Source organism: Clostridium rectalis, assembly GCF_900626095.1.
GTDB classification, from domain to species: domain Bacteria; phylum Bacillota; class Clostridia; order Clostridiales; family Clostridiaceae; genus Clostridium_AS; species Clostridium_AS rectalis.
On the sequence record NZ_UYZZ01000005.1, the window covers coordinates 169,709 to 184,978 of the forward strand.

Below are 15,270 nucleotides of genomic sequence, written 5' to 3' on the forward strand. Positions count from 1 at the left end.
TTTAGAGTTAAATACTTCAACAACTATCTTTAGTTATATTACATTAATCTTCTTATTTAGTCAATTACAATACTTAATGTAACTGATTATATAAAAAAGCCGTTGATATTATATTTAAAATGTATCCTATGGAGTAGACGATTTAAAAAAAATCTATTCCATAGGATTTTTTATGTATAATAAAATAAATAGAAAATTAAATGTGAGGTTATTATCAATGAGCGATAAATTATTCACTAAAGAAGAAATTAATATATTATCTAAAAACAAGTATGTGAAAAAAGTAACTTCAAAAGGAATTGCTTATACTGATGAATTCAAAAAAAATTTTATAACCGAAAATAAAACTGGCAAACTTCCTAGACAAATATTCGAAGAATGTTGTTTTGATATAGAAATTTTAGGTATAAAAAGAGTAAGCTCATCTGGTAAAAGATGGCGTACCATGTATAAAAGTGGCGGAGCCATTAGGTTACAAGATACTAGAAAGTTTAATTGTGGTAGACCAAGTGAAAAAGAACTATCTATAGAAGAAAAATATGCTCGTCTTCAAGTTCAAAACAAACTATTAAAAGCTGAAAATGAATTACTAAAAAAGCTAGGAATGTTAGAAAGGAAGGTGTTAAAGAAGAAATAATTATACAATCTAAAAATATATTCAATATTATTAGGAATGTTCTTAAAAAATATAAACTTAACCGAATGCTATCGCATTTATGTAAGTTAGCTAATAAAGATGAGGTAGATATTAAAAAGTGTAATACACTTGAGGAAGTAAAATCAGCAATAGATAGCTATATAGGATATTATAACAATTATAGATACCAATGGAATAATCTAAACAAGATGACTCCTGCACAATACAGAGATCATCTTGTTTAGAGTTAGTCTTTTTTTAATATGTCCTTGACAAAGGGTACATTTTATTAAATTAAAAGATAGTTCTTTTATTCTTTCAAATATATAAAAATTAAGCTTCTACTAAAAATGCATAATAGCCTCTCATAGTTTCATATATATCTGCTTTACTAGCTACTTCCCATGGCGCATGCATGTTATGCAAAGCTACTCCACAGTCTATTACTTCCATTCCATAATTAGCTAAAATATATGCTATGGTTCCTCCTCCACCTTGATCCACTTTCCCAAGCTCAGATGTTTGCCAAGAAACATTATGTTTATCCATTATATTTCTTATTTCTGCTATAAACTCAGGGTTAGCATCATTACATCCAGATTTTCCTCTAGCACCAGTATATTTATTAAATACTATTCCTTTACCAAAGTAAGCTGCATTTTTCTTTTCCATAACAGAAGGATAATTAGGATCAAAAGCAGCACTTACATCTGATGAGAGCATTCTAGAGTTAGCTAAAGCTCTTTTTAATTTTAACTCATTATAATCTTCATAAAGATTCATAACTTCAGCTACTGAATTTTCAAAAAATCTTGATTGCATTCCAGTAGCTCCTACACTACCTATTTCTTCTTTGTCTACTAAAAGAGTTACACATGTTTTATCCATTTCATTAAGTTGCATCATAGCTTTAAAAGAAGTATAGGAACAAACTCTGTCATCATGACCATATGCCATTATCATACTTCTATCAAGACCATAATCTCTAGCTTTTCCTGCTGGCACAATCTCAAGTTCGGCAGAAACAAAATCCTCTTCTGTAATATTGTATTTTTCATTTAATAATTTTAGTATATTTAATTTTACCCTACTCTTGGCATCCTTATCTTTTACAGGTATACTTCCAACTAATATATTTAAATCTTCCCCTTCTATAGCTTTAGATAGCTTTTTATTCATTTGGTCGCCAGATAAATGTACTAGCAAATCTGATATACCAATTACTGGATCGCTATCATCATCTCCAATCACAATATTTAAAATACTACCATCTTTTTTAACAACAACTCCATGGATAGCAAGAGGCAAAGTTACCCATTGATACTTCTTTATTCCTCCATAGTAATGGGTTTTCATAAGAGCTAAATCTGTATCCTCATACAATGGATTTTGTTTTAAATCCAATCTTGGCGAATCCACATGGGCCCCTAAAATCTTCATGCCTTTTTCAAGAGGTTCATCCCCCATTAAAAATAAAGCAAGAGTTTTCCCCATATTATTAGCGTACACCTTATCCCCGGCCTTTAATTTTTTTCCTGATGCAATTAACTCTTTGATATCTTTATATCCCTTTTGTTTAGCTAACTTTATAAATTCACAAATACATTCTCTTTCTGTTTTACATTTTGACATAAATTGTCTATATTCTTCTCCTAATTGAAAAACTTTTTCTAAATCTTCCTCAGAATATTTATCCCAAGCATATTCATACTTCTTTGTTAATTTTTCTTCCATATTCCTATTGCTTTACTATTATATTATTATATTCTAGTAGAGCAATTTTCACCTCCACTTACTGTAAATTTTATATGTATGTATATTTTATCACAATATATAATCTTTTCCACAAAATTTAAAATATTATAACCATTTTCTTCTTTTAAATATCCATATAAGCAATATAGAAACTGTTACCATTATGCCTAAAACATAATAATATCCATTATTTAAGTGTATAAAAGGCATTCCATGTACATTCATACCATACATACTTGTAATTAAATTTAAAGGTAAAAATATAGTAGCAATTATAGTAAAAATTTTCATAAGTTCATTAGTCTTATTAGCTATCTCTGACTCGAAAGCCTCTCTAACCAAAGCTAAATCTTGAACAAGACTCTCCAAAGCCATCATAAGTTTATCTATTTTATTATTTAAGCTTATAAAATATTCTATATGTTTTTGATTTATTATAGAATTATCATTACTAATTAAACTATCCCCTATATACCTTAAAGGATTTAAATATTTTCTAATCTTATAAACTTGCCTTCTAAGCATTATTAAACTATCTAATTGTTCATGCCTAGGTCTTTTTAATATACTAATTTCTATTTTATCTGCTTCTGCTTCCAATTGTGATATCACTTGATAATTTTTAACAATAATTCTATCAAGTATACTGTATAGTAAGATAGCTGGATAAGAGTTATTTTTTAATATAAAACAATTCCTATTTTCATCAATATCTAACATAAGATTTTCTATCAATTCTAGGTCTTCTTTAAACGAAGTAATTATATAATGCTTTCCTAAAAAAATATATAACTCACGTGAATGAACTCCTTTACTATAGTATTGTAATATATTAAAAGTTACAAAAATATGACTATTAAGGAACTCAATTTTTGTAGCTTTCTCAAAATCTTGACAATCCTTTATATTATCCTCATTTAAATCAAACTTGTTTTTTAAATCATCTAATTCATGAACATAACAACATATCCAGTAAATTCCTTTATTCATATCCATTTTTTCATAACATATTTCATTAAAATTATTATTAATATCATAAAGTTTCATTTAACAAAATCACCCATTAGTTATTATGCCATCAATTCTTATATCTAATTCATCCATAGGCACCTTTTTAACAACTTGAATTTTATATGCTAATCCTATTTTAGAAACGGATGGTTTTACATTTACTAAAAATCTATCATAAAACCCTCCACCGTATCCTATTCTTCCACCATTACCATCAAAAACTGCTCCTGGTAATAAAACCAAATCTATTTCTTTAGGATTTACTAAATTATTGCATATTTTTGGTTCTAAAATCCCATATGTACTAACTAATAATTCACTAAAATCTTTTATTTTTACCGCTACCATACCTTTCTCTTTAGATATAACTTTAGGAACACATACAGTTTTTCCATCTTGAAGAGCTTTTTTTATTATTAAGTGAGTATCCACCTCTGTTTTATAACTAACAAAAACAAAAATACAGTTAGAATTTTTATAAAAATTACTCTGTATTAACTTATTAAATATTTCCTTGTCTAGATATCCTCTCTCCTTATATGTTAACGCATCCCTTTTTTCCAAAACCTGTTTTCTTAAGGATTTTTTATCTAACATCCTTTTCCCTCCTCAAACTTTCCTCATCCATCCTCCTATTTATGGTATCAACAGGTGTAATGTCAGAATTTAGACTATATCTGTAATTAACCGCAGCAGCTTCTATAATTACTGCAATATTTCTACCAGGTCTTATAGGTAACGTAATCTTTTTTATTGGTCTATTAAGTATATTCATTGTTTCTCCGTCTATTCCAAGCCTATCATAATCTTGTTCTTGTTTCCATTGCTCTAAATGAATTATAATTCCTATAGTTTTAATATCTAACACTGAACTCAATCCATATAATGCAGGTACATCTATAATCCCCATACCTCTAACTTCCATCATGCCTGAAGTTATATAAGGTGATCTGCCTATTAATTTCCCATCAATTTCTTTTATATCTACCGCATCATCTGCTACCAATCTATGGCCCCTTTTGATTAATTCTAATGCCGTTTCACTTTTACCTATACCACTTTCACCTGTAATAAGAATCCCTATTCCATATACATCTACTAACACTCCATGAAGCCTAGTTTCTGGTGCTAACCTCTCGTCTAAGTAATTCATAAGTTTACTTATAAATCTAGTTGATATGCTTCCTGTTCTCAAAACCCATCTATTATACTCCCTAGCATTTTCCATAAATTCCTCATGGGGTTCTAAATCTCTGGTAATTATTATACACGGAGTTTCGAATTGGAAAAACTTTTTTAGTCTCTTTTTTCTAAGTTCAGAATTCATTACATCTAAAAAACTCCATTCAGCCTTTCCTATAAGCTGAACCCTTTCGTTTGCAAAATAGTTGTAAAATCCTGAAAACTGAAGTCCTGGTCTATTTATATCACTTACATCTATTTCTATATTTTCTTTTCCATTGTTTATAACTTCTAATTTTAAATCCCTTATTAATTCCTCAACAGTTACTGCCATCTTAATACACCTCTTCTCAACTATAACTTTTACTATATTAAAGAATAATATTTACATAAAGTTATTTTTATATATTTTTGGAGTAAATTTTAGACTCATATTATTTTGTTTACTAGAAACAGTTTATATGAGCCTAACAAATTTAACAATATTATTTTATTATTTTCCTAAACATTGTAGTATACCATTAGCAATTGCTTTGGCATATTTATCTAAATAAGTATTATTAGTTAATTTCTGAGCATCGCCAGGATTAGTCAAAAACCCCAACTCTGTTAACACAGCTGTTGCCTTTGTATTATTTACAACATATAACCAGTTTCCATCCTTTAAACCTCTATCAGTTGTACCAACCTCTTTTATTATGTTACTTTGTATAGCATTAGCTAATCTTTTACTTTCCTGGCTATCTGTAAAATATAAAGTTTCAGTTCCATATGCCCCTGAACTTTCGAAAGAATTACAATGTATACTAACAAAATATTTTGCATTGGCATTATTTGATGTATCACAACGTCTTTGTAAACTTTCCGTTACACTTAAAGGATTAAATCTTTCATCCTTTGTTCTTGTATATACAACTTTTACACCGTTACTTTCTAATATTTTCCCTACTTTAAGTCCTACATTCAAGGTAACATCATCCTCATGAAGACCTCCAACACCAGTAGCACCAATGTCCCTGCCAATACCATGTCCAGGATCTATACAAATTACATTACTTCCCCCTGAACCTCCTATAACATTTAAAGTTAATATAACTTCTTTTGCATATCCAGCTACCTTTCCTTTAAATGTATAAGTACCTCCTATAGACGTATTAGCAGATTTTACATTCCAAATAACTCCTACATTTTTTGTACTACCATCACTCATATTTGCCTGTAAATTAGTAGGCAATGAATATGGTTGTCCAACTGTAATACTATTATTAATATTTGATATGGAATTAATAGTTATATTTTTACTTTTATCTATTAAGTTTAAGGATTTCAATATGCCTTCCGCTATGCCTTCTGCACTATTTTGCTGAAAATTACTACTATCCATAATACTTCCCTCTAAAGGATTAGATATAAATCCTAACTCAACCATAATTGCATGAGCTGTAGTTCCTCTTAATATTTCATGATTTGAAAGGGCACTTTTTATTCCTCTATCATTCCTTAAAGTTTTACTAACTATCTTATTTTGAACTTCTTTAGCTATCTTTTGAGAAGTAGTATCCCAATCAGAGTAATAAGTTTCTATTCCATTCACATTAGTATCTGTATACGTATTACAATGCAAACTTACAAAATAATCTGCCTTTGCATTATTTGAAATGTCAAAACGCCCTTGTAATTCATTATTTTTATTCCAAGAAACTGAATCACTTGTTCTTGTATATACTACATTTACTCCATTATCCTTTAAAATTTTTCCCGTTTTCAAGGCTATAGCTAAGTTAATATCTTTTTCTTTAGAACCAGCTGCAGATACATTCCCATCATCAAACCCGCCATGGCCAGCATCTATACAAACAGTATATTGACTATTTACTTCTTCTTCACTTTTTATAGTAAAATTCATTTTAGCAGATTTCTTCAAATTATTTCCCCATATAGTTTTAACAGCATCTTTTATTATTAAACTATATGTTTTACCAGTTGCATAATAAGAGTTTGGAGTTACCACAATTGATTTTTTATCATTTCCTAAAGTAACCTTTACAGATACTTTATTAGATTTTTCATCTAATACTACTACATTTTCAGTATTAACTGTAGATTCATCTAACTCCATATTAAATTTTATTGTCCAATTTTTATTGCAATCAATATTTGTTTTCGTACCCTTGTCATCATATATATCTGCTGCTTTTATATGCACAAAACCAACAAAAAAATTAAATATAAACACCAAAATTACAAATACACTAGTCCATCTTTTGTTTTTCACAAAAACACCTCCATAACCAATTATAGTATTACATAAAATTAGACTATATAACATATATTATACTTTAAGTCTATTATAATATAAAAACTAAGATTTTTACATTTAAATTTAAAAATTTCTACATTTAATATTTGTAAAACTATTAAAAGACTATATGAAAATATATTTTCATATAGTCTTTTATCTATACAATTAAACTATTAAATTACTTCTTAAAAGCTGATGATCCGCTGTTACAAATCTTATAGTACCAGTTTTAGACCTCATTACTACAGAATTAGTAGTTGCCCAGTTATTTTTTGAATAAACTACTCCCTTTAACAAATCACAATCAGTAATAGCCGTTGCTGCAAAATAAACATCTTCACTTTTTACTAAATCACTTATATATAATACTTTATTTACATCATCAATACCCATAAATTTACATCTTTCAATCTCTTCTTGATTTTGAGGGATTAATTGTGCCTGCATATCGCCACCCATACACTTTATTGCTGCCGCCGCTATAACTCCTTCTGGCGCTCCTCCTGTTCCTATCATTAAATCTATTCCTGTATTTTCAAATCCACAGGCAAGTACAGCTGCTATATCTCCTTCTGAAAAAAGTTTTACCCTAGCACCCACATCTCTAGCATCCTTTATTATACACTTATGTCTTTCTCTCTCCTGGACCATAACAGTAAGTTCTGTTACGTCCTTATTTAATGCCATAGCAACATTAATTATATTTTCCTTATTTGAATTTTTAATGTTTATAGCCCCTTTAGCACCTGACCCAACTGCTATTTTTTTCATATACATATCAGGAGCATGTAATAAACTTCCTTTAGGTCCCATAGCTACTACTGCTATTGCATTGGGAAGTCCTTTAGCTATAAGTACTGTACCATCTACTGGATCCACAGCTATGTCCATTTCCTTCATCTCATCTTTACCTATACCTAATTTTTGTCCTATATAAAGCATAGGCGCATTATCCATTTCTCCCTCTCCAATTACAACGGTTCCCCTTATTGGTAACATAGAAAATGCACCTTCCATTCCATCAACTGCTGCTTGGTCCGCCCCTATCTTATCCCCTCTTCCCATATATTTAGCTGAACAAAGAGCTGCAGCTTCTGTTACTCTAACTAATCCCATAGCTACATCTTGATTTATCATTTAACATACCTCCTTGGAATATTCTATATCAATTATAATTTAAACGTTAAATAGTGTATCACATTTCCTTTTTTCAAAAAAATTCTCTCATATTATATGTAATTTACGTAAATATTATATCATATTTCAGTATTAGTACAAGTATTATTACACTTATATGTGATAAATATATTTTTTCAACACATAGTTTATACTAATTATGATATATATAATTAATTTAATACAAATAAATTTAAATTTATTAATTCTTCACTTATTTTATTTCCAAACATCTGTTTATATTTGTACTAATTTGTATATTTCTGTTTTACGATTTTTCTTCACTAAATGAGAAAATTTGTTAAAATATAATAGTATGTTCTAAAATTAAGTAATAAGGTGGTAAATAACATTGAATTCTAGTAATTTATTATTTAAAATTGAATCATTAAGATCTTATTTACATTCTCTTGTTGCCCATAATAATCTTACAGATTTAAAAGTTGTAGATTGTAGCCAAAAACTAGACAAGCTTTTAACAGAATATGAAAAAATTAAAGGGTAATTTTAAAAATAAAACCAGAAGTTTATCTTCTGGTTTAAAGATTGTTTTTCTTAAATTCTTGTGAAATTTTTATAGCCAATTTGTATGCATCCTGTAATACTTTATGATTTTTTTCTACAGGTATTTCATCTGTATCTACTGCATATATTTTTTCTATTTTTTTTGCGTCCATTGCAGCAAATGCTTGATTTAATACTGACTCCAATGGATTAAACATATTATTCCAACTAATTCCTGAAGTACCTAATATTATGCCCTTTTTTATTTTTATGAAATTTCTATCATTTCTTATGTACTTCTTACTCCAATAAACCTGAAGTCTGTCTATAAGGGCTTTCATAGGTGCTGGGACACTAGAAAAATACATTGGTGTTGCAACAACTATTAAATCACTATTACTTATTTTATTATAAACATCTATCATATCATCTTTTATTGAACATTGCTCTTTAGAATAGCAAAATTTACAATCAACACAAGGAGATATTTTCTTTTCATATACTTCTATTATATCTATTTTCCCATCTATACCCTCTAAAAACCTTTTCATTAACGTATATGTATTACCTTTGGTATTTGGCGAAGCAAAAAATACTAAAGTATTCATTTTTATCATCCCCCTTTTTACTTTACAAATGTAAATATTTTAAAATCTGTTGTATATTAATTTCATTATAATATTTATTAAAAACTATTAAAAACTTACTAAACTCCATATTTTCCTCATCCATACATAAAAAAACAAGTTTCCATTTTAATTGTAACTTTTCTTCTATTTCCTCAATTAATTCTTCTACAGTATCTATAGCTAGCTCTTTTAAATAAGAAATTATATATTTCTTTCTCCAAATGTCTATATCCTTTTCCTCACATTCATCATCAGCATAAGCCTTAGCTGCATCAATTTCATCTTCATCAAATTCATATAAACATTTAAATAATAGAAATTTTTCATCTTTATAATCTAATTTTTCCACTTCACTTAATCCGTTACAAACTAAAAATTCTTCTATACTCTCTTTATTCATAATATCACTTACTTTCAAATTATTAAATAGGGATATAGAATATCCTACACCCCTGTTCTAAAATTATACTATAATAATTCTATAAACTCTTTTACAAATTTATCTGCTTTTTTGAAATCCTCTTCACTAGGTACAAATTTAAATTTTAATCCTTCTTTTAAAGTATTTAATTTTAAAGATTTTAACCTTTCCATCATCATAGGAACACCTTCACCGCTCCAACCATAAGATCCAAAAGCAGCAGCAGCTTTCCCTCTATTAATTATAGGAGAAACTTCTGACAAAAGATCCCACGCAGGCTTTACCGCATCTTGATTTATAGTTGGTGACCCTATAATAAAACCATCCGCCTCTTCTATAGCACTTAGTGACTTTTTAATACCAAATTCTGTTATTTCATGAATAGAAGTATCTATACCATTTTCTATAAGTATATTTTTTATATATTTTGCAACACTTTCTGTGTTACCATATGCAGATATATAAAATATCTCTACCTTTTTATTATTTTTCTCCAGCTTTCCTTTTGCCATTTCTTTATAAACATTTAAATATTTTTCTATATTATTTCCTGTATGAACAGGTCCATGGCTAGTTGCAATTAAATCTATCTTTAAATCTTTTATTTTATCTAAAGCAGCCAATACAAATTTTTTAAATGGATACATTATAACATTAAAATAATAACGTACTTGATCGTCATACTCCTCACTTTGTGCCATGATTACATCCTGTTTAGGTGAATAATGACACCCTAAAAAATCGCAACTAAATAAAGCATTACTTTCTTTTATATATGTAAACATAGTATCTGGCCAATGAAGATTAGGTGCTTGAATAAATCGAAGTGTAGTGTTCCCAAGATTAATATCTTCTGTTGCCAATTGTATTTCTATATCCTCATTTAATATATCTTTAAGATATATTGATGCAGCTCTTGAAGCCACTATTTTAGCATTTGGGTAATCCTTTATGAGCTTTATCAAAGACCCTGTATGATCTAATTCAGTATGTTGTACAACTATATAATCTATCTCCTTACTTCCTATTACTTCCCTTATGTTATTTAAAAATTCATCATAAAATCCATCTTTTACTGTATCTATTATTGCCACTTTATCATCATTTACTAAATATGAATTATACGTAGTTCCCATTTTAGTTTCCATAATAATATCAAAAACTCTTAACTCAGGATTTTTTACCCCTATCCAGTATATATTATCCTTTATATTAATCTTTGCCATACTATACCTCCTTATTTTTTTTATATGCTTTAATACTATTTTAATACATTTTATTAAAAAGAAACATTATTTTCAAGTTTATTTTATTAGTTCAGATATTTCCTCAAAATAAAATATAAATTCATAATGCAATGCCCTAGTTAAAACTGTATAAAGAATTTTTTTGTTTAATTCACTGTTTTTATAATTAGTATTACTACAATCATATATAATACTACAATCGAATTCTAATCCCTTCGTCATATATGATGGAATTATTATATTATTCTTTTCAATATATTTATCTGGATTTTTTACTAATTGCCACTGATTTTCACTATATTTCCTTAGATATTTATGTATCTTTTTGCATTCATCTAAAGTTTTTCCTATTATGGCTATATTATTCCTCCCATTATTTAATACCTTAGAAACTATTTCATCTACCCTTTCACAAAAATCCTTGTAAGTTTTTATCTGTTGTACCTTTACAGTATCCCCATGTCGCAAAACAGCTTTAGATGGTTTTATATTAATATTTTGCTTTTCTAAAACTCTACTGGCAAAATCTATTATTTCTATTGTAGATCTATAACTTTTTTCTAAATTAATATAATTAGCAGCACCATCAAATTCTCTTTTTATAACGCTCTCCCAATTTTCTATTCCTTTATAATAATAAATACCCTGTGCCAAGTCTCCAACAATAGTCATAGAATTATTTTGAACCAGTTTTTTTATAGTCCATAATTCTAATTCATTATAATCTTGAGCCTCATCTACAACTATATGTTTAAATAAATATTTATTTTCCAGCCCCTGTACCTTAAACTTTAAATATAACCTAGGAGCCAAATCCTCACTATCAACTACCCCTATTTCTTTATTCTCTTTAACTGTCTTTATTATTCTATCTATAATTACATTATTAATATTATTATCTTGAAGTTTAATATAATTTAAAAAATCAATATATAAGTTACCACTATCTACTTCTTTCCAAACATCAAAATAATTATTAAACTCCTTTTTACACTCTATTTTTATTTCCTTTTTTCTTAAATCTCTTTCATCATATATATTAATTAATTTTTTTCTTCTCTCAATAGAATCCTCCATGACTTTTTTTACTCTAGCCACTTTATATTCATAATAAAAATTTATTTTTTCAATTATATTTGCAATTTTTTCATCTATTTTTAAATTTAGATACCTTTTAATCTCATCTTTTCTTTGGTTCAAAGACATATTAATAAGATCTTTAGTAAATAATCTTTCAATTTCTTTTTTTTCAAATAATAAATAATTCCCTGCCTTTATATCTTTAATCCTTTTACAGTCTTCTTTTTCTAAATAATTTATATATTTATCAATTAGTTCTTTAAAAAACCAACTTCCTTTAATCTTGCTTATAGATTCCACTTCATGTATATTGTCTAATTTCCCCTCTAAAATTTCCGCTAATTTACTATCCTTTGTAAGTATCTTACCTTTTATATTTAATATCTTACATACTATTTCCTCATAGGTAACTTGATTTATATGATCCACCCCTAAATTAGGTAATACCTGTGATATAAATTCTAAAAATATTTTATTAGGAGCAATAATTAAAATTTCTTTTGCTTTAAGAGATTCTTTATACTTATATACTAAATACGCAATTCTATGTAATGCCACAGTAGTTTTTCCGGAACCTGCCGATCCTTGAACAATCAGTGGTTCATTTTTTTCACATCTTATAATAAAATTTTGTTCCTTTTGTATAGTTGCTACTACATCTTTTAATTTATTGCTTACACTCTCCTCCAAATTAATTTTTAAAAATTCATCTGAAAGTACATTTTCTTCACCTGTGGTACCTTTTAAGATAATTTCATTAATCCCTTCATCAAAAGCATCTATAATAACTTTATCTTTAATAATAAATTTTCTTTTTAGATTTAAATTACCACTTATAACTCCTATAGGTGCTTTATAATATGTTTCTCCAAAAGTTCCACTATAATATAAATCTGCTATAGGAGATCTCCAATCTATTACTTTTTCATCTCCAGTAGTAATATCTCCTAATCCAAACTTTCCTATATAAAAACTCTCCTCTTCCCTTTTATATTCCTTAAAATCTATACGAGCAAAATATGGAGCTTTTATTGACTCACAGTACTTATTAAAATTTCTACTAGTTATTTTATACAATTTTTCACATGTTTCTAACTCTTGATTATATTTTCCCTTTGCTTGTTTTCTTAGCTGTTCAATTTTTTCTTTTAATTTATCATTATCATTTTTAGACTTTTTCATTTCATTTTCTATCCATATTAAGGTATCTTGCAAGTATTTTTCTTCATACATCATATTTTGTTTATTTATGGACAAACTAATCACCTCCACTGAGTTCATAAAATTATATTTTATCTTTAGGAAGTGATACTGTCAACTATATAAAAGGTATACATTACCCCTCTATCAATGTATACCTTTATTTATTATATATTGATTACTTGTTATTTCTCATTTACTAAATTTAAAAATACTGTCTTTAATAATATTTTTATTACATATAAAGCTATAAATCCATCTATTGTATGGTGTAATAATGATCCGATTCCTACAGTTATAAGTATCTTATCTAATGATATGCCAAAAGGAATAACTGCTAAAGCCTCTAATACACCATGTATAGGAGCTGTTATAAATACAACTTTTTTGTATTTAATACCATTTTTTAGCATATATCCACCTATAGCCCCAACAAAGGTATGCATAAAAGCTCTAGCTGCTATATAAGAACCCTTAGTCATTAAAAACCCAACACAAGAACCTACTCCTACTATTGCTGAAGCCTCGGGACCTAAAAACATAGATATAAATAAAGGAACATGAGCTGCAAGTGTAGCTGAAAAAGGTCCTATTTGAATAGCTAAAAAACCAAATGCCATAGGAATTACTATTGACAGTGAAATAAGCAACGAAGTAAATACTATTTTTTTTATATTACTCATATATTTCCCTCCTGTATAGATATGTATAGATATGTATATACATTAGTATACACTAGTTATATTCACTTGTAAATATAAAACAATTTAAAAAAAATAGAAACATTCATTCCGAACATTTCTATTTCTAAATTATTTTAACTATATTTTTATCTTTATTTCTGTTAACACTTTGCATATTGTGGAATTCCAACCTGGAAAAATTCCCATTTACCATTTAACTTTTCATAACCTTTACAATATATACAACCGGTTTCAAAATCATACCCAACTTTGTTAAGTTCTTCACGGTTTTCCTTAATATTTCTAACATCATTTAAATCTTCCACATTTATATCTAATATATTACCTTTATTTGTTTCTACCTTAGCAACAAATTTAGGTAAAGCTAAATCCTCGTTCATAATATATATTAAATCTATTATCTTCAATGATAAACACTCTTCTAAAGAAAGCCTATCCCTGTATAAAGACCATCCTTGAGCAAGTGATGTGTAATCTCCTATTTTAAAAATACTATCCCCTATCATACATGATCTTACACTATTTTTTATTACCATAAAAACCCCTCCATACAAATAATTAATTGCTGCATATCTTTTGTTTAGCTTGTCTTAATTATATCACCCTTGTTAAATATTTGTCAATATAATTTATGAAAATTTCTGAATTTTTAAGACTTTAAAACTAATTATTCAATTTTGATAAATATGAAGTATTAAATTTACTTTTTCTTCTATAATAATAATAATAATAATAATAAAGAAACCGAAGACTAATCCCTCGGTTTCTTTTTTATAAATTCTCCTTTTCTTTCATCATACTCTTTACTTTCATAAGCCTTGTAAGATTTCCTCTTTCATTCTCATCTAATTTCATGACTATATACTTTATAGTTTCCTCTAACTGAGGTATGGTCATATATTCTAATGCATTTACTCTCCTTCTAGTTTTTTCAATTTCATCTGCCATAAGCTGGCAAGATTTTTCAATCTGTGCCAATTCTAATAGTTTTGGTAATATATCATACAACTTTTCTATAGCTCCATCTAATTCCCCAGAAGTATTTACAAAACCATATGGAAATATACTTCCTTCATCCTCTGCCATCTTTCTTTTAAAATTCATAACAGGAACATTAACACTCATTATATTCTTTTGTTCTATATCTAAAGTAATACTCTCTTTAGGATAAATTATGGCCTCCTCAAGAAACTGTGAGGACATTACTGCTCTTGCCATTACAAAATCTTCAAAAGACTTTTGTAACATTTCTTCAACACTTTTTCTTAATTCATTATTGTATTTTATTAAATCAATAAACCTTCTCATTAATTCATCTTGTTTATCTTTTAATAGCTTATGACCCCTTGTAGCCGTTGATAGCCTCTTTTTTAACTTAGTGAGCTCCATTCTCGTAGGATTAACATTTAATTTCATAATTCT

Annotated in this window: 15 protein-coding genes and 1 pseudogene; 3 read left to right on the top strand and 13 right to left on the bottom strand. The window is 27.6% G+C overall.

The genetic code is table 11. The annotated features are described in order from the left end of the window. Positions 1-217: 217 nt before the first annotated feature. Positions 218-729: pseudogene (locus EJL03_RS09860) on the top strand (HTH domain-containing protein); the annotation flags it as partial. Beyond that, positions 703-882 carry an IS3 family transposase gene (locus EJL03_RS09865; protein ID WP_423243343.1) on the top strand — a complete coding sequence of 60 codons (180 nt, stop codon included), beginning with the start codon at positions 703-705 and terminating at the stop codon, positions 880-882. The pseudogene EJL03_RS09860 and the gene EJL03_RS09865, both read left to right, overlap by 27 nt. Positions 883-970: 88 nt before the next feature. Here the strand turns inward: EJL03_RS09865 and EJL03_RS09870 are convergent, their stop codons facing one another. From EJL03_RS09870 to glpX, 6 genes are all read right to left on the bottom strand, one after another. Continuing rightward, positions 971-2,371, bottom strand: a complete 1,401-nt coding sequence (locus EJL03_RS09870; protein WP_125153811.1) for an aminopeptidase — start codon at positions 2,369-2,371, stop codon at positions 971-973. A gap of 126 nt (positions 2,372-2,497) precedes the next feature. Further along, positions 2,498-3,439, bottom strand: a complete 942-nt coding sequence (locus EJL03_RS09875; protein WP_125153812.1) for a magnesium transporter CorA family protein — start codon at positions 3,437-3,439, stop codon at positions 2,498-2,500. A 9-nt stretch (positions 3,440-3,448) separates the two neighbouring features. Next, positions 3,449-4,000 (bottom strand): 5-formyltetrahydrofolate cyclo-ligase, encoded by a 552-nt coding sequence (locus EJL03_RS09880; protein WP_125153813.1) that lies wholly within the window; start codon positions 3,998-4,000, stop codon positions 3,449-3,451. After that, entirely contained in the window at positions 3,990-4,919 is a 930-nt protein-coding gene (gene hprK / locus EJL03_RS09885; protein WP_125153814.1) for an HPr(Ser) kinase/phosphatase, read from the bottom strand. Before hprK ends, EJL03_RS09880 begins: the two co-directional genes overlap by 11 nt. 159 nt (positions 4,920-5,078) lie before the next feature. Further along, positions 5,079-6,860: an N-acetylmuramoyl-L-alanine amidase gene (locus EJL03_RS09890; RefSeq protein ID WP_243108699.1), complete on the bottom strand. Its 1,782-nt coding sequence runs from the start codon at positions 6,858-6,860 to the stop codon at positions 5,079-5,081. Positions 6,861-7,052: 192 nt separating this feature from the next. Then, positions 7,053-8,024: a class II fructose-bisphosphatase gene (gene glpX, locus EJL03_RS09895; RefSeq protein ID WP_125153816.1), complete on the bottom strand. Its 972-nt coding sequence runs from the start codon at positions 8,022-8,024 to the stop codon at positions 7,053-7,055. Between the two features lie 391 nt (positions 8,025-8,415). On the opposite strand from glpX, the gene EJL03_RS09900 reads away from it, so the two are divergent. Continuing rightward, positions 8,416-8,568 (top strand): aspartyl-phosphate phosphatase Spo0E family protein, encoded by a 153-nt coding sequence (locus EJL03_RS09900; RefSeq protein ID WP_164509060.1) that lies wholly within the window; start codon positions 8,416-8,418, stop codon positions 8,566-8,568. A 34-nt stretch (positions 8,569-8,602) separates the two neighbouring features. Here the strand turns inward: EJL03_RS09900 and EJL03_RS09905 are convergent, their stop codons facing one another. The 7 genes from EJL03_RS09905 to EJL03_RS09935 form a co-directional block, all read right to left on the bottom strand. Continuing rightward, the gene (locus tag EJL03_RS09905; protein ID WP_125153818.1) at positions 8,603-9,175 is read right to left on the bottom strand and encodes a flavodoxin family protein; all 573 of its coding nucleotides are present in this window, start codon (positions 9,173-9,175) and stop codon (positions 8,603-8,605) included. Positions 9,176-9,197: 22 nt separating this feature from the next. After that, positions 9,198-9,614, bottom strand: a complete 417-nt coding sequence (locus EJL03_RS09910; RefSeq protein ID WP_125153819.1) for a hypothetical protein — start codon at positions 9,612-9,614, stop codon at positions 9,198-9,200. 50 nt (positions 9,615-9,664) lie between these two features. Then, entirely contained in the window at positions 9,665-10,843 is a 1,179-nt protein-coding gene (locus EJL03_RS09915; RefSeq protein ID WP_125153820.1) for an FprA family A-type flavoprotein, read from the bottom strand. 78 nt (positions 10,844-10,921) lie between these two features. Then, positions 10,922-13,201, bottom strand: a complete 2,280-nt coding sequence (locus tag EJL03_RS09920; RefSeq protein WP_125153821.1) for a HelD family protein — start codon at positions 13,199-13,201, stop codon at positions 10,922-10,924. A 128-nt stretch (positions 13,202-13,329) separates the two neighbouring features. Beyond that, entirely contained in the window at positions 13,330-13,827 is a 498-nt protein-coding gene (locus tag EJL03_RS09925; protein WP_125153822.1) for an ECF transporter S component, read from the bottom strand. A gap of 161 nt (positions 13,828-13,988) precedes the next feature. Next, complete coding sequence (locus tag EJL03_RS09930; protein WP_125153823.1) at positions 13,989-14,384, bottom strand: hypothetical protein; 396 nt, start codon at positions 14,382-14,384, stop codon at positions 13,989-13,991. 235 nt (positions 14,385-14,619) lie between these two features. Then, the gene (locus tag EJL03_RS09935; protein ID WP_125153824.1) at positions 14,620-15,264 is read right to left on the bottom strand and encodes a V-type ATP synthase subunit D; all 645 of its coding nucleotides are present in this window, start codon (positions 15,262-15,264) and stop codon (positions 14,620-14,622) included. Positions 15,265-15,270: the final 6 nt, after the last annotated feature.